The 21,909-nt window shown below is 69.6% G+C and carries 18 protein-coding genes and 1 pseudogene; 14 read left to right on the plus strand and 5 right to left on the minus strand.

What is annotated here, in order from left to right; genetic code table 11:
- Positions 1 to 147: 147 nt before the first annotated feature.
- On the plus strand, positions 148 to 489 hold the full coding sequence (locus I847_RS0101025; protein ID WP_034608946.1) for a DUF485 domain-containing protein: 342 nt from the start codon (positions 148 to 150) through the stop codon (positions 487 to 489).
- Positions 486 to 2,144 carry a cation acetate symporter gene (locus tag I847_RS0101030; RefSeq protein WP_028048194.1) on the plus strand — a complete coding sequence of 553 codons (1,659 nt, stop codon included), beginning with the start codon at positions 486 to 488 and terminating at the stop codon, positions 2,142 to 2,144. Before I847_RS0101025 ends, I847_RS0101030 begins: the two co-directional genes overlap by 4 nt.
- A gap of 24 nt (positions 2,145 to 2,168) precedes the next feature.
- Here the strand turns inward: I847_RS0101030 and I847_RS0101035 are convergent, their stop codons facing one another.
- Entirely contained in the window at positions 2,169 to 2,978 is an 810-nt protein-coding gene (locus tag I847_RS0101035; protein ID WP_028048195.1) for a class I SAM-dependent methyltransferase, read from the minus strand.
- A 126-nt stretch (positions 2,979 to 3,104) separates the two neighbouring features.
- On the opposite strand from I847_RS0101035, the gene I847_RS0101040 reads away from it, so the two are divergent.
- The 7 genes from I847_RS0101040 (at position 3,105) to I847_RS21290 (ending at position 11,807) form a co-directional block, all read left to right on the plus strand.
- Positions 3,105 to 4,130 (plus strand): 6-phosphofructokinase, encoded by a 1,026-nt coding sequence (locus I847_RS0101040; protein WP_028048196.1) that lies wholly within the window; start codon positions 3,105 to 3,107, stop codon positions 4,128 to 4,130.
- 238 nt (positions 4,131 to 4,368) lie between these two features.
- Complete coding sequence (rpsA, locus tag I847_RS0101045) at positions 4,369 to 5,880, plus strand: 30S ribosomal protein S1 (RefSeq protein WP_028048197.1); 1,512 nt, start codon at positions 4,369 to 4,371, stop codon at positions 5,878 to 5,880.
- Positions 5,881 to 6,042: 162 nt separating this feature from the next.
- Positions 6,043 to 6,672: a dephospho-CoA kinase gene (gene coaE, locus I847_RS0101050; RefSeq protein ID WP_028048198.1), complete on the plus strand. Its 630-nt coding sequence runs from the start codon at positions 6,043 to 6,045 to the stop codon at positions 6,670 to 6,672.
- Entirely contained in the window at positions 6,669 to 7,271 is a 603-nt protein-coding gene (locus tag I847_RS0101055) for a peptidase C15 (protein ID WP_028048199.1), read from the plus strand. Before coaE ends, I847_RS0101055 begins: the two co-directional genes overlap by 4 nt.
- A gap of 60 nt (positions 7,272 to 7,331) precedes the next feature.
- Entirely contained in the window at positions 7,332 to 9,437 is a 2,106-nt protein-coding gene (uvrB, locus tag I847_RS0101060) for an excinuclease ABC subunit UvrB (protein ID WP_028048200.1), read from the plus strand.
- A gap of 209 nt (positions 9,438 to 9,646) precedes the next feature.
- Positions 9,647 to 10,651 (plus strand): TerC family protein, encoded by a 1,005-nt coding sequence (locus I847_RS0101065; protein WP_028048201.1) that lies wholly within the window; start codon positions 9,647 to 9,649, stop codon positions 10,649 to 10,651.
- Between the two features lie 10 nt (positions 10,652 to 10,661).
- On the plus strand, positions 10,662 to 11,807 hold the full coding sequence (locus I847_RS21290) for a TerC/Alx family metal homeostasis membrane protein (RefSeq protein ID WP_081680320.1): 1,146 nt from the start codon (positions 10,662 to 10,664) through the stop codon (positions 11,805 to 11,807).
- Here the strand turns inward: I847_RS21290 and I847_RS27290 are convergent.
- Positions 11,730 to 11,957: pseudogene (locus I847_RS27290) on the minus strand (YciI family protein); the annotation flags it as partial. The gene I847_RS21290 and the pseudogene I847_RS27290 sit on opposite strands and share 78 nt — an antisense overlap.
- Between I847_RS27290 and I847_RS0101075 the strand changes: the two are divergent.
- The 3 genes from I847_RS0101075 to I847_RS0101085 are packed head-to-tail and all read left to right on the plus strand — an operon-like array spanning position 11,956 to position 15,300.
- The gene (locus tag I847_RS0101075; protein ID WP_028048202.1) at positions 11,956 to 13,119 is read left to right on the plus strand and encodes an acyl-CoA dehydrogenase family protein; all 1,164 of its coding nucleotides are present in this window, start codon (positions 11,956 to 11,958) and stop codon (positions 13,117 to 13,119) included. The pseudogene I847_RS27290 and the gene I847_RS0101075 sit on opposite strands and share 2 nt — an antisense overlap.
- 7 nt (positions 13,120 to 13,126) lie before the next feature.
- On the plus strand, positions 13,127 to 13,618 hold the full coding sequence (locus I847_RS0101080) for a GNAT family N-acetyltransferase (RefSeq protein ID WP_028048203.1): 492 nt from the start codon (positions 13,127 to 13,129) through the stop codon (positions 13,616 to 13,618).
- 29 nt (positions 13,619 to 13,647) lie between these two features.
- A complete protein-coding gene (locus I847_RS0101085) occupies positions 13,648 to 15,300 on the plus strand; it encodes an AMP-binding protein (protein WP_028048204.1) in 1,653 nt (550 codons plus the stop codon).
- Position 15,301: 1 nt separating this feature from the next.
- Here I847_RS0101085 and I847_RS0101090 read toward each other — a convergent pair whose 3' ends face one another.
- Together I847_RS0101090 and I847_RS0101095 are read right to left on the minus strand one after the other, a co-directional pair.
- A complete protein-coding gene (locus tag I847_RS0101090; RefSeq protein ID WP_028048205.1) occupies positions 15,302 to 15,946 on the minus strand; it encodes an MBL fold metallo-hydrolase in 645 nt (214 codons plus the stop codon).
- The gene (locus I847_RS0101095) at positions 15,943 to 17,754 is read right to left on the minus strand and encodes a glycoside hydrolase family 15 protein (protein ID WP_028048206.1); all 1,812 of its coding nucleotides are present in this window, start codon (positions 17,752 to 17,754) and stop codon (positions 15,943 to 15,945) included. Before I847_RS0101095 ends, I847_RS0101090 begins: the two co-directional genes overlap by 4 nt.
- 123 nt (positions 17,755 to 17,877) lie before the next feature.
- Between I847_RS0101095 and uvrA the strand changes: the two genes are divergently transcribed.
- Entirely contained in the window at positions 17,878 to 20,739 is a 2,862-nt protein-coding gene (gene uvrA, locus I847_RS0101100) for an excinuclease ABC subunit UvrA (RefSeq protein ID WP_034608684.1), read from the plus strand.
- Positions 20,736 to 21,341: a hypothetical protein gene (locus I847_RS0101105; RefSeq protein WP_028048208.1), complete on the plus strand. Its 606-nt coding sequence runs from the start codon at positions 20,736 to 20,738 to the stop codon at positions 21,339 to 21,341. The genes uvrA and I847_RS0101105 overlap by 4 nt, the downstream gene beginning before the upstream one ends.
- A gap of 8 nt (positions 21,342 to 21,349) precedes the next feature.
- Here I847_RS0101105 and I847_RS0101110 read toward each other — a convergent pair whose 3' ends face one another.
- Positions 21,350 to 21,868 (minus strand): OsmC family protein, encoded by a 519-nt coding sequence (locus I847_RS0101110; RefSeq protein ID WP_028048209.1) that lies wholly within the window; start codon positions 21,866 to 21,868, stop codon positions 21,350 to 21,352.
- Positions 21,869 to 21,909 lie beyond the last annotated feature (41 nt).

The raw sequence follows: 21,909 nt of genomic DNA on the forward strand, positions 1-21,909 counted from the left end.
CGAGCGTGACGCGCGTGCTTCTGTTCGCTCCCGCCGTGCGGGGTGAGGTGATGTGCGCAAAAGTGTGGCCCACCGACGGCAAAGGAGCTGCCGTCACGCAGCGGCGACGGAGCCGCGGGGCCTTTCGGGGAGCCACTCGTGACCGACATGCTCGGACAGGCAGAGACCGACTACGAACGAGTACAGAACAGCGCGGAGTTCCAGGCGCTCAAACGGCGGTTCCGTCGCTTCGTGTTCCCCATGACCGCCTTGTTCCTTGCCTGGTACTTCCTGTACGTGCTGCTGGCGGACTACGCGCACGACTTCATGTCCCAGAAGGTCTGGGGCAACATCACGGTCGGCCTGCTGCTCGGGCTCGGCCAGTTCGTGAGCACGTTCGCGATCACGATGATCTACGCACACTGGGCCAACACGCGGCAGGACCCGGTCGCCGAACGGCTGCGTCGCCACATCGAGGAAGGTGCGTCGCTCGACGGTGAGGGCGCATGAGCGACTCGCTGCGTTCCCTGCTGCACGCCGCGACGACCGAGGACGTCGGAAGTCCGGCGGTCAACCTCGCGATCTTCGCCGGCTTCGTGGCCATCACGCTCGTGATCGTGTTCCGGGCGTCGCGCAACAACAAGACGGCCGCCGACTACTACGCGGCCGGGCGTTCGTTCACCGGACCTCAGAACGGCACGGCCATCGCCGGGGACTACCTCTCCGCCGCATCGTTCCTCGGCATCTGCGGTGCGATCGCCATCAACGGGTATGACGGGTTCCTCTACTCGATCGGCTTCCTCGTCGCGTGGCTCGTCGCCCTGCTCCTCGTGGCCGAGCTCCTGCGCAACACGGGACGGTTCACGATGGCCGACGTCCTGTCGTTCCGGCTCAGGCAGCGACCGGTGCGCATGGCGGCGGCGCTCGCCACCCTGACGGTCGTGTTCTTCTACCTGCTTGCCCAGATGGCGGGCGCCGGTGGCCTCGTGGCGCTGCTGCTGGGCGTCGAGGGCACGGCCGCCCAGGGTGCGGTGATCGCCGTCGTGGGCGCGCTGATGATCCTCTACGTCCTCATCGGCGGCATGAAAGGCACCACCTGGGTGCAGATCATCAAGGCGGTGCTCCTGGTCATCGGAGCCGCAGTGATGGCCGTCTGGGTCCTCTCGAAGTACGGGTTCAACCTGTCCGACCTGCTCCAGGGGGCGATCGACACCGCCGGCGAGGGCGGCGAGTCGCTGATCCAACCTGGCAAGCAGTACGGCGCGACGTCCATGAGCCAGCTGAACTTCCTCTCGCTGGCCCTCGCGCTCGTGCTCGGCACCGCGGGCCTTCCGCACGTGCTCATGCGCTTCTACACCGTCCCCACGGCCAAGGAGGCGCGGCGTTCGGTCGTCTGGGCCATCTGGCTGATCGGCATCTTCTACCTGTTGACGCTGGTGCTCGGCTACGGGGCGGCGGCCCTCGTCGGACCGGAGGCCATCAAGGCGGCACCGGGCGGCGTCAACTCCGCGGCACCGCTGCTGGCGTACGAGCTCGGCGGAACGATCCTGCTGGGGCTGATCTCGGCGATCGCGTTCGCGACGATCCTCGCCGTGGTGGCGGGACTGACGATCACGGCAGCGGCGTCCTTCGCGCACGACATCTACGCGTCCGTGATCAAGCACGGCGAGGTCAAGCCGGACGGCGAGGTACGGGTCGCGCGCATCACGGTGGTGATCATCGGGATCCTGGCGATCATCGGCGGCATCTTCGCCAACGGTCAGAACGTCGCGTTCCTCGTGGCACTGGCGTTCGCGGTCGCCGCGAGCGCAAACCTCCCCACGATCCTGTACTCGCTGTTCTGGAGGCGCTTCAACACCTCGGGAGCGTTGTGGAGCATCTACGGCGGGCTGATCTCCTGCCTCGTGCTCATCACGTTCTCGCCCGTGGTGTCCGGGAAGGTGGACCCGGTGACGGGCGACAGCCTGTCGATGATCAAGAACACGGCTGTCGACTTCCACCTGATCCCGCTCGAGAACCCAGGACTGATCTCCATCCCGCTCGGCTTCCTGCTCGGGATCTTCGGGACCTACGTCGGGAAGGTGAGGGCCGACTCGGCGAAGTACGCCGAGATGGAGGTCCGGTCGCTGACCGGAGCCGGCTCCGAGAAGGCCGTCGTGCACTGACGCCCCGGGGCGGTGGCGCCGTCGTCACCGCCCCAGGTGCGTCACGAAGATCGCGGTCCCGGGAAGCTGCGCGCCGCGCACCGGTCCCCAGCCGCCCCAGGTCCTGTCGTGCCCGGCGGGCCACTCGGGCTCGACGAGCCGGTCGAGCACGAAGCCGGCCGCTCGGAGCTCCGCGACGTGGTCGCCGAGCGTCCGGTGGTACTCCGCGTAGAGCACCGACCCCGACTCGCCGATCTCCGCGTACGGAGTCCGGTCGAAGTACGAGCGCGTCGCCGTCAGGCCCGCCTCGCCCGGGTCGTCCGGGAACGCCCAACGGATCGGGTGCGTCACGGCGAACACCCACCGACCGCCGGGGCGCAGGACACGCGCGACCGATGCGTGCACGCGGTCGGCGTCAGGCACGAAGGGCAGCGCGCCGAACGCCGTGAACGCGACGTCGAACGACGCCTCCGCGAACGGCAGGGCTCGGGCGTCCGCCTGGACGAGCGGTGTGGTGAAGCCGGTCACCCCGTCGTACCGCGAGCCGGCCTCGAGCATCCCGGCGGAGATGTCGGTCGCGACGACGGAGACACCCCGCTCGACGAGCCAGCGCGAACACTGGGCGGCGCCCGCACCGACCTCGAGCACTCGTCGGCCCTCGAGGGCGCCCAGAAGTCCCGCCTCCGACTCGCGCAGGCCCTCGGGGCACCAGCAGAAGTCGGCCGGCCCCAGGAACGCACCGTGCTCGGCCAGGTAGTCGGCCGCGTTGGCGTCCCACCACCCCCGCCCGGCGGCGCCACCCGACGACGGCGGAATGTCGAGATAGCCGGCCTCGGCGAGGGGGTCGTCGGTCATGGGCCTAGTGTCGCGGTTGTTCTGGTCGTGCGACATCTGCGTGACGCACGAGGTGGCTATGGTGTCCCCACGGCAGCCCGACGACGCGCGCCGAGCCCCGTCAACCGATCGTCCAAGGAGTGCAGCGTGCGAGTGGGACTTCTCACGGGCGGCGGCGACGTCCCCGGCCTGAATGCCGCGATCCGGGCCGTCGTCAAGCGGGGCGAGGGGGAGTACGGGCACTCGATCATCGGGTTCCGCAACGGGTGGCGGGGTGTGGTCGACGGATACAGCCTGCCTCTCACCCGGCAGCACATCCGCAACCAGCTGGCCGTCGGCGGCACCCTGCTCGGCACGGCGCGGTACCACCCCCACGACGACGACGGAGGCCTCGACGCGGTCCTGTCGACGCTGGAGTCCGAGCGCATCGAGGTGCTGATCTGCATCGGTGGCGACGGGACGCTGCACGCGGCCTCCAAGGTGGCCGAGGCCGGCGTGCGCATCATCGCGATCCCGAAGACGATCGACAACGACGTCTGGGGCACGGACCAGTCGATCGGCTTCGACACGGCGGTGGGCATCGCGACCGAGGCGATCGATCGCATCCACACCACCGCCGAGAGCCACAACCGCGTCATGATCGTCGAGGTCATGGGTCGCAGCGCCGGCTGGATCGCCGCGACGTCGGGCATCGCCGGGGGTGCCGAGATCGTCCTGGCCCCCGAGGCGCCGTTCGACATCGACAAGATCGAGAAGTTCCTCAAGCACCGGCACCGTGCGCACGCGAGCTTCTCGATCATCGTGGTCGCTGAGGGTGCCGTCCCCGCCGAGGGCACGTCGATGCACTACGAGACGCAGCACGGCAAGTTCGGGGACATCGTCGCCGGAGCCATCGGCGAGCGCCTCAAGATCGAGATCGAGAAGCGCACCGGGTTCGACACCCGCACCGTGGTGCTCGGTCACGTGCAGCGCGGTGGCATCCCGTCCCACGTCGACCGGATCCTCGGGTCACGCTTCGGCGTCGCGGCGATCGACGCGGCGAGCCAGGGCATGTCGAACGTCATGACTGCTCTGCGGGGCGAGAGCGTGCAGATGATCTCGCTCGACGAGGTGGCGGGGAAGGTCAAGTACGTCCCGGAGGAGCTGTTGGCCGTCGCCCGCGCGCTGGGCTGACGTCCCGCGCGCGCTTTGACCAGCCCTGCGTCACCCGGATAGGGTAGACGGCGGTGCCGCGCGCCTTGTTGCGTCGGCGCATCGCGAACGTGCGTCTCGCACGTGGATCGGTCTCGCATGTCGCGGCAGGTCCGGGGAAGCTCCCCACCAGCGTGGTCACCACTCGCAGTCCACCGTGCCGCCGGCACAACATTCGTGTCCGAACAACTTCCCTGTCCGCATCGGAGCCCATCCCTACATGAGCATCACCACCCCCGCGAAGCCCGCCACGCCGCAGGTCGCGATCAACGACATCGGCTCGGCCGAGGACTTCCTCGCCGCGATCGACGCCACCATCAAGTACTTCAACGATGGCGACATCGTCGAGGGCACCATCGTCAAGGTCGACCGCGACGAGGTCCTTCTCGACATCGGTTACAAGACCGAGGGCGTCATCCCGTCCCGTGAGCTGTCCATCAAGCACGACGTGGACCCCGGAGACGTTGTCAAGGTCGGCGACGCAGTCGAGGCCCTCGTCCTCCAGAAGGAGGACAAGGAAGGCCGGCTGATCCTGTCCAAGAAGCGCGCACAGTACGAGCGCGCCTGGGGCACGATCGAGAAGATCAAGGAAGAGGACGGCGTCGTCACCGGCACCGTCATCGAGGTCGTCAAGGGCGGCCTCATCCTCGACATCGGTCTGCGCGGCTTCCTGCCCGCGTCGCTGGTGGAGATGCGTCGCGTCCGCGACCTCCAGCCGTACGTCGGCAAGGAGATCGAGGCCAAGATCATCGAGCTCGACAAGAACCGCAACAACGTGGTCCTGTCGCGCCGTGCCTGGCTCGAGCAGACGCAGTCCGAGGTCCGCTCCACCTTCCTGCAGACGCTGCAGAAGGGTCAGGTCCGCCCCGGCGTCGTGTCCTCGATCGTCAACTTCGGCGCGTTCGTGGACCTGGGCGGCGTGGACGGCCTCGTGCACGTCTCCGAGCTGTCCTGGAAGCACATCGACCACCCGTCCGAGGTCGTCGAGGTCGGCCAGGAGGTCACCGTCGAGGTCCTCGACGTCGACTTCGACCGCGAGCGTGTCTCCCTGTCGCTGAAGGCGACGCAGGAGGACCCGTGGCAGGCCTTCGCCCGTACGCACGCCATCGGCCAGGTCGTCCCGGGCAAGGTCACGAAGCTGGTTCCGTTCGGTGCGTTCGTGCGCGTCGAGGACGGCATCGAGGGCCTCGTGCACATCTCGGAGCTGGCCGTGCGCCACGTCGAGATCCCGGAGCAGGTCGTGCAGGTCGGCGACGACGTCTTCGTCAAGGTCATCGACATCGACCTCGAGCGTCGCCGCATCTCGCTCTCGCTGAAGCAGGCGAACGAGGGCTTCGACCCGACGAGCGACGACTTCGACCCCGCGCTGTACGGCATGGCGGCGGAGTACGACGAGGCCGGCAACTACAAGTACCCCGAGGGCTTCGACCCGGCCACGAACGAGTGGCTCGAGGGCTTCGAGGCGCAGCGCGAGGTGTGGGAGGCGCAGTACGCGCAGGCCCACGAGCGCTGGGAGGCGCACCGCAAGCAGGTCTCCGACGCCGCGAAGGCCGACGCGGAGGCTGCTCTGACGGCCGCCGAGGGTGGGGCGACGGCCACGTCGTCCTCGTCCTCGTCGTCGTCCGCCGGGCCCGTCCCGTCCTCGTACTCGTCGAGCACCGAGGAGGCCGCGGGCACCCTCGCGTCCGACGAGGCGCTCGCCGCTCTGCGCGAGAAGCTCACGGGCAACTGATCACCGCTCGGCTGGTCACCACGGACAGCTGAGCACAGCAGACGGGCCGGTCACCTTCGGGTGGCCGGCCCGTCTGCTTTCCAGGCGTCCCGAGCGCGGCTCTTCCGACGTCGGCTTCCGGCCGCGACGCGCGCCGACAGCGCGAGGCGGCAAGATGGTCGGATGCAACGCATCGGACTCACGGGCGGGATCGCGGCCGGCAAGTCCGTCGCGGCACGACGACTGGCGCAGCTCGGGGCGGTGGTGATCGACTCCGACGCCCTCGCGCGAGAAGCCGTGGCGCCCGGGACGGCGGGGCTGGACGCGGTGGTCGAGGAGTTCGGCCCTGGCGTGCTCGCCGCCGACGACACCCTCGACCGCGGCGCCCTGGCGGCGATCGTCTTCACTGATCCCGCCGCGCGTGCACGTCTGGATGCCATCGTGCACCCGATCGTCCGGCGTCTGTCGGCCGAGCGCGAGGCCGTCGCCGCCGCGACCGACCACGGCGCCGTCGTCGTCCACGACATCCCACTGCTCGTGGAGACCGGACAGGCGGACGAGTTCCATGTGCTCGTCGTCGTCGACGCCCCGGCACTGCTGCGGGTCGAGCGGCTCGTGCGGCTCCGTGGGATGGATCGTCAGGCGGCCGAGGCGCGGGTCGGCGCGCAGGCGACGGACGCCGAACGGCTCGCGGTCGCCGACGTGGTGCTGGACGGCACGGGGAGCGACGACGACCTGCGCCTGCAGGTGGATGCGCTCTGGGAGCGGCTCACGGTCGAGCGTGCCGACGAGCTCGCCGCGGAGACACCGTGATCCTGCTGACCGGGTTCGAGCCGTTCGACGGGCAGGCCGTGAACGCGTCCTGGCTCGCCGTGCAGGAGGTCGCCGCTCGATGGACCGGCGACGACCTGGCGGTCCGCGAGCTGCCGGTGTCGTTCCGTGGCGCTCGACAGGTGCTCAGGTCGGCCGTCGCGGAGCTGTCTCCGTCGCTCGTGATCGGCGTCGGTGAGGCGTCCGACCGGTCGGCGGTCGGCGTCGAGCGGGTCGCCGTGAACCTGATCGACGCACGCATGCCGGACAACGACGGTTCCGCGCCCGTCGACGTCGCGGTGATCGCCGGGGCCCCCGCCGCGTTCTTCTCGACCCTGCCGGTCAGGGCGTGCGTCGCGGCCGTCCGCGACGCACAGATACCGGTGGAGGTCTCGTACTCGGCCGGCACATACGTCTGCAACGCGACCTTCTACGCGCTGCAGCATCTGCTCGCGTCCCGCCCCGACGTGCGCGGCGGGTTCGTGCACGTGCCGCGCACCGGACTCTCGACGGACCAGGCGGCGACCGCCCTGCGAGCGATCCTCGACGCCGCGTCGACCGTCGCGACCGACGAACGGGTCGTGTCCGGCGCCCACACCTGACGCGCCGGAGGGGGACGGTCCGGAACCGCGGGTGTCGGTGGGGGATCGTACGGTTGTCGTATGCGTCCCGTCACCGATCTGCAGCGGACCGTCGCGCCCTTCGAGGTCATCTCCGAGTACACGCCGTCCGGAGACCAGCCGAAGGCCATCCAGGAGCTCGCTGCGCGCATCAACGCCGGCGAGAAGGACGTCGTCCTGCTCGGTGCCACTGGAACCGGCAAGTCGGCCACGACTGCCTGGCTCATCGAGAAGCTGCAGCGGCCGACGCTCGTCATGGCACCCAACAAGACTCTCGCCGCCCAGCTGGCCACGGAGTTCCGGGAGCTGCTGCCCAACAACGCCGTCGAGTACTTCGTCTCGTACTACGACTACTACCAGCCCGAGGCGTACATCGCGCAGACGGACACCTACATCGAGAAGGACTCGTCGATCAACGACGAGGTGGAGCGACTGCGGCACTCCGCGACAAGCTCGCTGCTCACGCGGCGGGACGTGGTCGTCGTGGCGTCCGTGAGCTGCATCTACGGTCTCGGCACACCGCAGGAGTACGTGGACCGGATGGTGGCGCTCTCGGTGGGCGACCAGGTGGACCGCGACCAGCTGCTGCGCCGGTTCGTGACGATGCAGTACACGCGGAACGACATGGCGTTCACGCGGGGGACCTTCCGCGTCCGGGGTGACACGGTCGAGATCATCCCGGTGTACGAGGAGCTCGCCATCCGGATCGAGTTCTTCGGCGACGAGATCGAGGCGATCGCGACCCTGCACCCGCTGACGGGGGACGTCGTGCGCGCCGAGAGCCAGATCCACATCTTCCCCGCCACGCACTACGTCGCCGGTCCCGAACGGATGGAGCGTGCGATCGCGGGCATCGAGGTGGAGCTGGAGGACCGTCTCGCGGAGCTGGAACGGCAGAACAAGCTGCTGGAGGCGCAGCGGCTGCGCATGCGCACCACCTACGACGTCGAGATGATGCGCCAGATCGGCTCGTGCTCCGGCATCGAGAACTACTCACGACACATCGACGGTCGCAGCGCGGGCACCGCCCCGAACACGCTGCTCGACTACTTCCCCGAGGACTTCTTGCTGGTCATCGACGAGTCGCACGTGACCGTGCCGCAGATCGGGGCCATGTTCGAGGGGGACATGTCGCGCAAGCGGGCCCTGGTCGACCACGGCTTCCGACTGCCGAGCGCCACGGACAACCGGCCGCTGCGCTGGGAGGAGTTCGTCGAGCGGATCGGGCAGACCGTCTACCTGTCGGCCACGCCCGGCAACTACGAGATGTCCATCTCGGACGGCTTCGTCGAGCAGATCATCCGGCCGACCGGGCTCGTCGACCCGCAGGTGGTCGTGAAGCCCACGGCCGGGCAGATCGACGACCTGCTGGGGGAGATCCACGACCGGGTCGAGAAGGACGAGCGCGTGCTGGTCACCACGCTCACCAAGAAGATGGCCGAGGACCTGACGGACTACTTCCTGGAGAAGGGCGTCCGGGTCCGCTACCTGCACTCCGAGGTGGACACGCTGAGGCGCGTCGAGCTGCTGCGCGAGCTTCGACTGGGCGAGTACGACGTGCTGGTCGGCATCAACCTCCTGCGTGAGGGCCTGGATCTGCCTGAGGTGTCACTCGTCGCGATCCTGGACGCCGACAAGGAGGGGTTCCTGCGCTCGGGTCGGTCGCTCATCCAGACGATCGGGCGTGCCGCCCGCAACGTGTCGGGCGAGGTCCACATGTACGCCGACCGGATCACGGACGGAATGGCGCAGGCCATCGAGGAGACGACGCGCCGTCGCGAGAGGCAGGTCGCGTACAACCTGGAGAACGGCATCGACCCGACGCCGCTGCGCAAGAAGATCGGCGACATCACGGACCTCCTGGCGCGCGAGGACGCCGATACGGCCGAGCTGCTGGGAGGCGGTGGGCGCCAGACCAGCCGTGGCAAGGCGCCGGTGCCGGGCTTCGGTTCGAGGGGTGCGCCACGGGACGAGCGGACGCGCCTCACGGGCGCGGCGGCCGGCGAGCTCGCAGACCTGATCCAGCAGCTGTCCGACCAGATGCACGCCGCGGCGGCGGAGCTGCAGTTCGAGCTGGCGGCCCGTCTGCGGGACGAGATCTCCGGAATGAAGAAGGAGCTGCGCCAGATGCAGGCGGCCACCGCCTGAGGTGCCGGGTAGGGCCGTCGCTCCGGCGCGGGCGGACCGCGGGTCGGCGTCCTATGCTTGCCGCACGTTGAAGGGGAGTACCCCAGTCACGACCGCGTCGTCATCACGGACCTGTTCGCACGGGTCCCGGCGCGATCGGTCCGCAACAGATGCGACGTGCGGGCGGGGGAGACCTTCGGTCACGAGGTCGTCGTACCGGAGGTGAGTCCATGGACGTATCAGGGTGGGTCTGGGCAGGGACGTCCCTGTTGATCGTCGGGATGATCGTCTTCGACTTCTACGCGCACGTGCGCACACCGCACGAGCCCACGTTCTCCGAGTCGCTGAAGTGGTCGATCTTCTACGTCGCGATCGCCCTGCTCTTCGGGGTCGTTGTCGGGATCGTCTGGGGCTGGGACTTCGGCACCCAGTACTTCGCCGGCTACGTCACGGAGAAGAGCCTGTCCGTCGACAACCTCTTCGTCTTCCTCATCATCATGACGAAGTTCGCCGTGCCGCGGATCTACCAGCAGAAGGTGCTGCTGGTCGGCGTCGTCATCGCGCTCGTCCTGCGCACCATCTTCATCCTTCTCGGTGCCGCGGCGATCGAGCAGTTCTCCTGGGTCTTCTACTTCTTCGGCGCCTTCCTGGTGTACACGGCCGTCAAGCTCGCCGGCGAGAAGCACGACAAGGAGCACGACCCGACGGATCGACCGGACGGGTTCGCGGTGCGGATGCTCAAGCGTGTGCTGCCCACGACGGAGGAGTACCACGGCGACCGACTGAGCGTGCGGATCGACGGCAAGCGTCTGTTCACGCCGATGCTGGTGGTCATGGTCGCCATCGGGTCGACGGACCTCTTGTTCGCCCTCGACTCCATCCCGGCCATCTACGGGCTGACCAACGAGGCGTTCATCGTCTTCACGGCGAACGCGTTCGCCCTGCTCGGCCTGCGTCAGCTGTACTTCCTCATCGGCGGCCTCCTCGAGCGGCTCGTGTACCTGTCGCAGGGCCTGGCCGTGATCCTCGGGTTCATCGGGGTCAAGCTCGTGCTGCACGCCCTGCACGTCAACGAGGTGCCCTTCATCAACGGTGGTGAGCCGGTGAGCTGGGCGCCCGAGATCTCGACGGCGTTCTCGCTGGCCTTCATCGTGGGAACGCTCGCGGTGGCGACGATCGCGAGCCTGATCAAGACCCGCAACGACGTCCCCGCCGTGCCGTCGAGCGAGAGCTGACGGCCGGGACGTGGATGTCACACCCCTGATCTGGGCGGTCTCGCTCGGCCTCGCCGGCTCGTTGCTCGTCGTCGACGTAGCGGTGGTCGCGCGGCGGCCGCACATCCCCACGACCGTGGAGTGCCTGCGGTACCTGGGCTTCTACGTCGGTCTCGCCGTGCTCTTCGGGCTCGGTGTCTGGGCGGCGTGGGGAGCGGACTTCGCCGGGCAGTTCTACGCCGGGTGGATCACGGAGTACTCGCTGTCGGTGGACAACCTGTTCGTGTTCCTGCTGATCATGACGAAGTTCGCCGTCCCCCGGCCGTACCAGCAGACCGCACTGCTGGTCGGCATCATCCTGGCGCTCGTGCTCCGCGGCCTCTTCATCTGGGCGGGCGCTGCGGCGATCAGCGCGTTCAGCTGGGTGTTCTACCTGTTCGGCGGCTTCCTCGTCTGGACCGCCGTCAAGGTGGGTCGCGAGGGGGAGGCCGACGACGACGAGTTCAGGCCCCCGCTGCTCCTGCGGCTGGTCCTGCGCTGGTTCCCTTCGACGACCGAGTACCACGGCGTGAAGCTGACGATCGTCGAGGGCGGGCGTCGGCTCATGACCCCGATGCTCGTCGTGCTCGTCGCGCTCGGGGCGACGGACCTGCTGTTCGCGTTCGACTCGATCCCGGCGATCTTCGGGCTGACGAGCGAGCCGTATCTCGTCCTCATGGCCAACCTGTTCGCCCTCATGGGGCTGCGCCAGCTCTACTTCCTGCTCGGCGACCTGCTCAAGCGGCTGATCTACCTCAACATCGGACTGGCGGTCCTGCTCGGCTTCATCGGTGTGAAGCTGATCCTCCACGCGCTGTCGGAGAACGAGCTGCCGTTCATCAACGGCGGCGAGCCCGTGCCGTGGGTGCCGGACATCCCGACGTGGGTGTCCTTGGTCGCGATCGTGCTCATCCTGGGCGTGACCACGATCGCGAGCCTGTGGAAGGTGCGTCGAGACGATCGGGCGGGTTCAGGCGCTCCAGGGCCCCAGGACGACGTCCCACTCGCGGACGTCGGTCTGGGCGACGAGCGACTCGATCGCGAACGGGTCGGCGGCGAGGATCGCATCGAGCTCGACGCGGTCGGCGGTGCGGAAGACGAGCAGGGCCCCGGCGGCGCCGTCGACGAACGGCCCTGAACCGAGCAGCGTGCTCTGGCTCACCAGGAACTCACGGTGCGCCGGGCGCACGCGGTCGCGCACGTCGGTGCGCTCGTTGTAGGTGTATCGGACGGCATAGGTAGGCATGGCCCACATCCTGCCGGATGCGGGTGGCAGAGTGTTTCGCATGCCTCGGACGCTGCGCTCACTGCTCACCGACGACCTGCTGAACCGGATCCACGAACGCGCCCCGGGGCACGACCGGGACAACACGTTTCCCCACGACGACCTCGCGGACCTCGTCGCGGCGGGGTACCTGACGGCCTTCGTGCCCGAACGGCTGGGCGGCGCGGGCCTGTCGCTGGAAGAGGTGGCCCGCGACCAGGTGCGTCTCGCGGCCGCGGCTCCGGCGACGGCCCTGGCGGTGAACATGCACCTGGTCGTCACAGGATTGGCGGCCCTCCTGGTCGCCCGTGGAGACGACTCCGTCGAGTTCGTCCTGGCCGAGGCCGGCGCGGGGGAGATCTTCGCGTTCGGGAACTCGGAGGCCGGCAACGACCTGGTGATGTTCGGCTCGCGAACCCGAGCGGAACGCCAGGCCGACGGGAGCTACCGGTACTTCGGCACGAAGATCTTCACGTCGCTGTCGCCGGTCTGGACCCGACTGGCGACGTTCGGACTCGACGAGTCGGACCCGCAGAACCCGCGGCTCGTGCACGGCGTGGTCTCGCGGGGCGACGGCGGCGTCGAGAGCCTCGACGACTGGGACACCGTCGGCATGCGAGCCACGCAGTCCGCGACGACCGTCCTCGACGGCGCACTGGCGCCCGCCCATCGTGTCTATCGCTCGCTGCCGCCGGGCCCGAGCGCCGACCCGTTCATCTTCGCGCTGTTCGCGGTGTTCGAGGTCCTGCTCGCGGCGGTCTACACGGGGATCGGCCGCAGGGCGATCGAGCTGGGCGTGGCTGCGGCACAGCGGCGGACGTCGCTGAAGTACGACGGGCGTGCGTACGCGCAGGACCCCGACATCCGATGGCGGATCGCCGACGCCGTCCTCGCCCAGGACGGCGCCGAGCTCCAGGTGTTCGCGCTCGCGCGGGATGTCGACGAGCAGGTGGACCACGGTGCGCGCTGGTTCGCGCAGCTGGTCGGGCTCAAGGTCCGCGCGACGGAGTCGGCGCGGGTGGTCGTCGACGACGCCCTGCGGGTGTCGGGCGGCGGCTCGTACTTCAGCGGCAACGAGCTCGGTCGGTTGTACCGCGACGTCCTTGCGGGCATCTTCCACCCCTCCGACGACGAGTCGGCACACGCGACCATCGCCGCGTCCGTGCTCGGGGCGCCGGAGGCGTGACGTGGAGATGCCCGACGTCCTCGACCTGACCGACGGTCGTCTGCGCCCCGTGGAACCGGCGGACTGGCGACTCGACTACACGCTCTCGCGGGTACCGGACGTGACGAGATGGACCTACTACCCGGCCGACGCCAGCGAGGACGTAGCGCGGGCGCGGGTCGCACGGAACATCGAGCTGCGGCGGGACGGGCGCGGCGGCCGGTTCATCATCGAGACGGGTGGGATCTCGGTCGGCACGATCGGGATCTCGCTGCGGGTCGACGGTCCGTACCTGTACTACGCGCTCCTTCCGGAGGTGCGTGGCCGAGGGCTCGTGACGTCGGCGGTGCTGGCGCTCACGAGCTGGGCGTTCGCCCACGGCGCGCCGCAGGTTCACGCCCTGACGAGGGTGGGCAACTCGGCGAGCGAGCGGGTGCTGGAGCGGGCCTCGTTCGTCCGGGTGGGCGTCGAGGTCGAGCCGGACGGAGCCTCCGTCACCCGCTGGGTTACGGAGCAGTAACCTACGGAACCGTAAGTTAGGGTGTGCGCATGACGACCGGGCAACCTCCGCGCGAGGTCACGATCCCCGACGAGCCTCTCGGTGCAGCGTTGGACCGCGCGGCGGCGCGGTGCCCCGAGCGGATCGCCGTCGACTTCCTCGCTGGTCAGACGACGTATCGCGACCTGGCGGACGCGGTCGCCCGCGGGGCACAGGCCCTGCTCGACCTGGGTGTCCAGCCCGGTGACCGGGTCGCGCTGGTCATTCCCAACTGCACGGCGCACGTCGTCGCGTTCTACGCGGTCCTGCGCCTGGGTGCGGTCGTCGTGGAGCACAACCCGACGTACACGGCCGGCGAGCTCGCGCACCAGCTCGCCGACTCCGGAGCGGTCGTCGCGCTGGTCTGGGAGAAGACCGTTCCGGCGGTGCTCTCGTCGCTGACCACGACCCGCCTGCGATCCGTGATCGCGGTCGACCTCACCCACGACCTGCCGAGGTCGAGCCGGTGGAAGCTTCGCCTGCCGGTCGCGCGAGCGCGCACGGTCCGAGCCGCGATGCGCGGGCCGCTGCCTCCCGCGTTTCCGCGGTGGCACCGGCTCGTCGCCAAGGCGGACCCGATCGACACCGCCCACCCGGGCCCTGCATCGGACGACCTGGCGCTGCTGCAGTACACGGGCGGGACCACGGGGACGCCCAAGGGGGCGATGCTGACCCACCGCAACCTCGTCGCCAACGCGGTGCAGGGCCAGGCCTGGACTGCCGCCGAGCCCGACACGGAGGTGGTCTACGCGCTGCTCCCGTTCTTCCACGCCTTCGGGCTGACCTTGTGCCTCAGCTATGCGATCCGGGTGGGCGCGACGCTCGTCGCGTTCCCGAACTTCGATCCGGCGCTCGTGCTGGAGGCTCAGCAGCGGGTGCCCGGCACGTTCCTCCCGGCGGTCCCGCCGATGCTCGACCGGCTCGCCGCCGCTGCAGGACCCGGCGAGCTGGCCTCCTTCCGCTACGCGATCTCCGGTGCGATGGCACTGCCTGCCCAGACTGCGAAGCGGTGGGAGGACGCGAGCGGGGGACTCGTGATCGAGGGGTACGGGATGACCGAGACGTCTCCCGTTGCTCTCGGCAACCCGCTGACCGACGACCGGCGTCCTGGCACGCTCGGCCTGCCGTTCCCGAGCACGCAGATCCGCGTGGTCGACCCCACGGACGCCTCGCGCGACGTGCCGCAGGGCGAGCGGGGAGAGCTCCTGATCCGCGGTCCGCAGGTCTTCGCCGGGTACTGGCAGCGGCCGGACGACACCGCGGAGCAGCTGCTCGACGACGGGTGGCTGCGTACCGGCGACGTGGTGACGATCGACGAGAGCGGGTGGGTCGTCCTCGTCGACCGGCTCAAGGAGCTGATCGTCAGCGGCGGGTTCAAGGTCTACCCGTCACAGGTCGAGGACGGGCTCCGGCTGATGCCCGGCGTCGCGGACGTCGCGGTGGTCGGCATCCCGGGTGGCGACCTCGGGGAGACGGTCGTGGCGGCGGTCGTGCTCGATCCCGGCGCGACGGGCGTCGACCTGCAGTCCGTGCGCGCATGGTGCGAGCAGCGCGTCGCGCGGTACGCCCTGCCTCGCCGGCTCGTGGTGCTCGACGAGCTGCCGCGGTCGATGGTCGGCAAGGTCCTGCGCCGCCAGGTCCGCGACCTCGTGCTCGCGCAGTAGCTCACCAGCCGCGAGCGCGCCATTCGTCGAGGTGCGGGCGCTCCGCGCCGAGAGTCGTGCTCCGGCCGTGGCCGGGGTAGACCACGGTGTCGTCGTCGAACCGGTCGAAGACGCGTTCCGTGAGGTCTGCCATCAGTGAGCCGAAGTGCTCCGGCGTCCGGGTCGCTCCCGGTCCGCCCGGGAACAGCGAGTCGCCCGTGAAGAGGTGCACACGTCCGGCCGGCTCGCGGTAGGCGAGCGCTACCGAGCCGGGCGTGTGGCCGCGCAGCTGGACCACGTCGAACGTCAGGGCGCCGACGGTGAGGATGTCGTCGTGATGCAGTCGCCGCGAGACCGGGATGTCGGTCGTCTCCTGGATCGCGTCGGCGTCGTCGGCTCCGGTCATCGACGGCGCGCCCGTCACAGCGACGACGGACGCGAGCGCGCGGTGGTGGTCCTGGTGTCGGTGGGTGGTGACGACGGCGTCCAGGCGGGCCGAACCCGAGCCCTCCTGGAGCAGCTCCAGAAGGCGTTCGGGCTCGTCGGCTGCGTCGACGAGGAGCTGAGCGCCCTCCCGGCGGTCGGTCAGGAGGTAGGCGTTGTTGTCCATGCTGCCCACCGCGAGCGCGCGGATCTCGACCTCGTCGAGCGTGTGCAGGACGGTCATGAGGTCCTCCGGTCCAGGGCCAGGTCGTGACTGTGCACCGCGCGCACGAGGGCCAGATGGGACAACGCCTGCGGCATGTTCCCAGCCATGCGGCGGCCCGCAGGGTCGTACTGCTCGGCGAGCAGACCGACGTCGTTGGCCAGGGCCATGAGGATGTCGAGGACCTCCGTGGAGCCCTGGACGTCGTCCACCCGGGCCAGGGCGTCGGCAAGCCAGAACGAGCATGCCAGGAACGCGTGCTCGTCGCCTGGTACGCCGTCGTCCGTGTGCTCGGTCCGGTAGCGACGCAGGAGGCCTGGCGCGATCTCCAGCTCGCTGCGGATGGCGCGGATCGTGCTGCGGATGCGGGGATCGTCCGGCGGCAGGAAGCCGACCTGGACCATCTGCAGCAGCGCGGCGTCGGTGTGCTCGGCGCCGTAGGACTGGACGAAGGTCTCGCGTGACCTGTTCCAGCCGTGCGCCAGGACGTCGGCGTGAATCGCGTCGCGCTCCCTGCACCAGCGATCGACCGGGCCGTCGAGCCCGTGCCGCTCCGCAGCGCGGACGGCCCTGTCCACTGCCGCCCAGGCCATGACCTTCGAGTGCGTGAAGTGGCGTGGATCGCCGCGGACCTCCCAGATGCCGCGGTCCGGCTCGCGCCAGTGGCCGAGCAGGTGGTCGACCAGGTGCCGTTGCAGCGACCAGGAGTCGTCGGTCTCGGCGATCCCGGCCTCCCGCGCCTGTTCGAGCGCGCACATGACCTCGCCGAGGACGTCGTTCTGCACCTGCCCGACGGCGGCGTTCCCGACCCGGACCGGCCGGCTGCCCGCGTACCCCGCGAGATGATCGAGCTCGCGCTCCGGCAGCTCCCGCCCGCCGTCGACGCGGTACATGATCTGCAGGTCGGCGGGATTGCCGGCGACCGCACGAAGCAGCCAGCCGCGCCAGTCCGTCGCCTCCTCGACGTACCCGTGCTCCAGGAGCGCCTCGAGGGTCATGGCCGCGTCGCGCAGCCAGCAGAAGCGGTAGTCCCAGTTCCGGGAGCCCCCGAAGTCCTCGGGCAGGGACGTGGTGGGTGCCGCGACGATCCCGCCGGTCGACTGGTCCGTGAGCAGACGGAGCACGAGCAGCGACCTGACGACCGCGTCCCGGTAGGAGCCCAGGTACCTGCAGCTGCGGGCCCACAGACCCCAGGCGATCCGGGTCTGGTCGAGCCGGTCCGGGATGGTCAGCCGCGGTGGCACCGGGTCCCACGAGCGGATCCACGTCAGGGCCAGCTCGACCGACTCGCCCGCAGGCAACGTGAACCGGTCTGCGTGTCGCCGGTCGTGCGCCTTCGGGAGGCGGTCGCCGCGGAGCAGCAACGAGTCCGGGCCGGCGATCGCCCGGATCGTGTCGGCACCGTCGTCGTCCGTCACGTGGTGCACCCACGGCTCGATCGCGCCGTACCCGAAGCGCACGATCCACTCGTGCTCGACCTCCACCTGACCGTCGGTGCACTCGAGACGCCGCACGATGTCGGCGCGTCCGTCCTTGAGCGGCATCGCCTCCAGCGCGACTGCCGTCCCTGTCGGCGTCACGTAGGTGGTCTCGAGGACGAACGAGTCGTCGAGATAGCGCCGGGTCACGGACGTCGCGTCGCGGACCGTCAGCAGCCAACGTCCGTTCTCCGGGGAGCCCAGCAGCCGCGCGAAGCACGCGGCCGAGTCGTAGGCGGGCAGGCACATCCAGTCGATCGAGCCGCGCCGGCTCACCAGCGCGGCGGTCATGCCGTCGCCGAGCACGGCGTACTCCTCGATCGGCACCGTTGCCGGGTCGTCGTCGTCCATGGCGTGAGCATGGCTTGGCGGTGGCCGACCGGCACGTCGAGGTGCTGGTCGGGCCCGGATGTCTGTGTTCACCCACGTCGAACAGATGTGCGATTGTCAGTGGCGGGACGTAGACTCCCCGGCGTGAACGAACGTCTGGTGGTGCAAGGCGCCCGCGAGCACAACCTCCGGAACGTCGACCTCGATCTCCCGCGCGACAAGCTCATCGTCTTCACCGGGCTGTCGGGGTCGGGCAAGTCGTCGTTGGCCTTCGACACGATCTTCGCGGAGGGTCAGCGGCGATATGTGGAGTCGCTGTCCGCGTACGCACGACAGTTCCTGGGTCAGATGGACAAGCCCGACGTCGACTTCATCGAGGGGCTGTCGCCCGCGGTGTCGATCGACCAGAAGTCGACCAACCGGAACCCGCGCTCGACGGTCGGGACGATCACCGAGGTCTACGACTACCTGCGTCTCCTGTTCGCGCGCGCCGGTACCCAGTTCTGCCCCGTCTGCGGCGAGCGAGTGACCGCCCAGACGCCGCAGCAGATCGTGGACAGGCTGCTGGAGCTGCCCGAGGGCACCCGTTACCAGGTGCTCGCGCCGGTCGTCCGGGGCCGCAAGGGGGAGTACGCGGACCTGTTCAAGGAGCTGCAGAGCAAGGGCTTCGCCCGCGCCCGCGTGGACGGCGAGGTCGTGCAGCTGACCGAGCCCCCCACGCTCGAGAAGAAGCTGAAGCACGACATCGAGGTCGTGATCGACCGGCTCGTCGCGCGCGAGGGCGTCCAGCGTCGGCTCACCGACTCCGTCGAGACGGCCCTCGGCCTCGCCGGTGGACTTCTCGTGGTCGAGCTCGTCGACGCCGACATCGACGACCTCAGCCGCGAGCGGCGTTTCTCCGAGCACCGGGCCTGCCCGAACGACCACGTGCTGGCGCTCGACGAGATCGAGCCGCGGACGTTCTCGTTCAACGCTCCGTACGGTGCCTGCCCCGAGTGCACCGGCCTCGGCTCGAAGCTCGAGGTCGACCCCGACCTCGTCGTCCCCGACGAGGACCTCTCGCTCGACGACGGGGCGGTCGCGCCCTGGGCGCAGATCTCGAGCGAGTACTTCGGCCGCGTGCTCACCGCGCTGGCCGCAGACATGGGCTTCTCGACGTCCGTGCCGTGGCGTGCGTTGCCTCAGCGCGCACGGGACGCGGTGCTCCACGGGCAGAACCACGAGGTCAAGGTCCGCTACAAGAACCGGTGGGGTCGCGAACGGCAGTACTCGACCGGGTTCGAGGGCGTGATCACGTTCCTCGAGCGTCGGCACAACGAGACCGACTCCGAGTGGAGCAAGGAGAAGTACGAGGCGTACATGCGGGAGGTCCCGTGTCCCGTGTGCGGGGGCGCCCGGCTGAAGCCCGAGGTGCTGGCTGTGCGTGTGGGCGGTCGGTCCATCGCCGAGGTGTGCGCCCTGCCCATCCGGGAGGCTCGCGAGTTCCTCGACACCCTGGAGCTCGGTGAGCGCGAGCGGGCGATCGCGATGCAGGTGCTCAAGGAGATCCAGGCACGGCTCGGCTTTCTGCTCGACGTCGGGCTGGACTACCTGTCGCTCATGCGTCCGGCCGGCACGCTGTCGGGTGGTGAGGCGCAGCGGATCCGGCTGGCCACGCAGATCGGCTCCGGACTCGTCGGCGTGCTGTACGTCCTCGACGAGCCGTCGATCGGGCTGCACCAGCGCGACAACCGCCGGCTGATCGAGACGCTCACACGCTTGCGCGACCTGGGCAACACGCTGATCGTCGTCGAGCACGACGAGGACACGATCCGTACGGCCGACTGGATCGTCGACATCGGTCCGGGTGCGGGGGAGCACGGCGGCCGCGTCGTGCACTCCGGCGACCTGGAGGGGCTGCTGGACTCTGCCGAGTCCGTCACGGGCGCCTACCTGTCCGGTCGGCGGAGCATCCCGATGCCGCAGGTGCGTCGGCCCATCGACAAGAAGCGGCAGGTCACCGTCGTCGGCGCGCGGGAGCACAACCTGCAGGGGATCGACGTGTCGTTCCCGCTCGGCACTCTCACGGCAGTCACCGGGGTGTCCGGATCGGGCAAGTCGACGCTCGTGAACCACATCCTCTACACGGTCATGGCCAACGAGCTGAACGGTGCGCGCCAGGTGGCAGGCCGCCACAAGCGCGTGACCGGCCTGGAGCACCTGGACAAGGTCGTGCACGTCGACCAGGGGCCGATCGGACGCACGCCGCGGTCCAACCCCGCCACGTACACGGGGGTCTGGGACCACGTGCGCCGGCTGTTCGCCGAGACCACCGAGGCCAAGGTGCGCGGCTACACGCCCGGGCGCTTCTCGTTCAACGTCAAGGGCGGACGCTGCGAGGCGTGCTCGGGTGACGGGACCTTGAAGATCGAGATGAACTTCCTCCCGGACGTCTACGTTCCGTGCGAGGTCTGCCACGGCGACCGCTACAACCGCGAGACGCTCGAGGTGCACTTCAAGGGCAAGACCGTGGCCGACGTGCTCGCGATGCCGATCGAGGAGGCCGCCGAGTTCTTTGCCGCCGTGCCGGCGATCTCACGCCACCTACGGACGTTGGTCGACGTCGGCCTCGGGTACGTACGGCTCGGGCAACCGGCGCCGACGCTCTCCGGCGGCGAGGCTCAGCGCGTGAAGCTCGCCGCGGAGCTGCAGCGGCGGTCGACCGGACGGACGATCTACGTGCTCGACGAGCCCACGACGGGGCTCCACTTCGAGGACATCCGCAAGCTGCTGGGTGTGCTCCAGTCGCTGGTCGACAAGGGCAACTCGGTGATCGTCATCGAGCACAACCTCGACGTGATCAAGAACGCCGACTGGGTCATCGACATGGGTCCCGAGGGCGGCAGCGGAGGTGGCTTGGTGATCGCCGAGGGGACGCCCGAGCAGATCGCGCTGTCACCGGACTCCCACACGGGCCGGTTCCTGGCCGAGGTGCTCGAGCCTGTCGTGGAGCGCGTCTCGGCATGACGACCGACGAACGGGTCCTGCGCGAGGACGATCCGCAGACCGTGCGGCTGCTCGCCGACGGCTGGGTCGTCGTCCACGAGTCGTGGGGCGCGCGGCTGACCGTGCCCGAGGACTCGGGCGAGTGGGGCACGCGCCTCGAGGCCTGTGTCGACGCGGTCCGCAAGCAGGGCTGGACCGTCTCCCGACTCGGGGAACGGGACGCGCGAAGCATCGTCGACCTCGACGGCGCCTCGATCGCGGACTACCCGGATGGCGGTCCGGCGACGTCTCACGCGGTCCCCGACGAGCCAACCCTTCGACGACGGCTTGCCGGGGAGTGGCACGCGTACGGTGCCCGGACGCCGGACGGCCGGCTCGACTGCGTGACGGTCATGCGCCCGGAGGAGGACCGTGTGGAGACCGAGTTCACGGTGACGCGGGCGAGGTATCGAGGGCAGGGGCTGGCCACGGCCGTCAAGGCGTACGCGATCCTCGACCAGCAGCGCCAGGGGACCCGGTCGTTCGGGACGGGCGGCTCGGCGGTCAACGAGGCATCGCTGCGGATCAACGAGGTGCTCGGGTACGTCCTCGAACCACGCTGGCTGACGCTGCGTCGTCCCTGAGCGCCCGCTCAGGGCGGCGTGGGGACCTCTTCCGCCGTGCGGAGCGGGACCGGTTCATGACGGACGGGGAAGTTCACCGAACGGGAGATGAAGCAGTGCTCGTGGGCCTTGCGGTGGAGGTCGACCAGCAGGGTGTCGGTCACCGGCGACTCGTCCGCAAGGAGCCCGCGACGACCGACGACCACCCGAGGCCGCAGGACGACCTCGCGGAACTGCCCGTGACCCGCTGCCTCGATCCGCATGGTGCCGACCGCTTGGTCCTCGTAGCCGACGACGACGACACCGGCGGCGGATGCCAGGTGCAGGAACCAGAGCATGTGGCACTGCGCCAAGGCGCTGACCAGCAGCTCTTCCGGGTTGAACCGCGACGGGTCACCGCGGAAGGCGGGGTCCGACGAGCCGAGCAGCGGCGGCTTGGACCCGATGCGCACCTCGTGGTCCCGGCTGTACGAGGTGTAGCTCGCGGTTCCGCTCGCTCCGGCGCCGGTCCAGGCGAGGTCGACCGAGTACGTGTGCAGGGGGCCCATCGCCCCACGGTAGCCGCGCCGAGGGGGCCGCGTCCGGTCCG

It is taken from the genome of Cellulomonas sp. URHD0024 (assembly GCF_000426185.1).
In the GTDB taxonomy this organism is placed as follows: Bacteria; Actinomycetota; Actinomycetes; order Actinomycetales; family Cellulomonadaceae; genus Cellulomonas.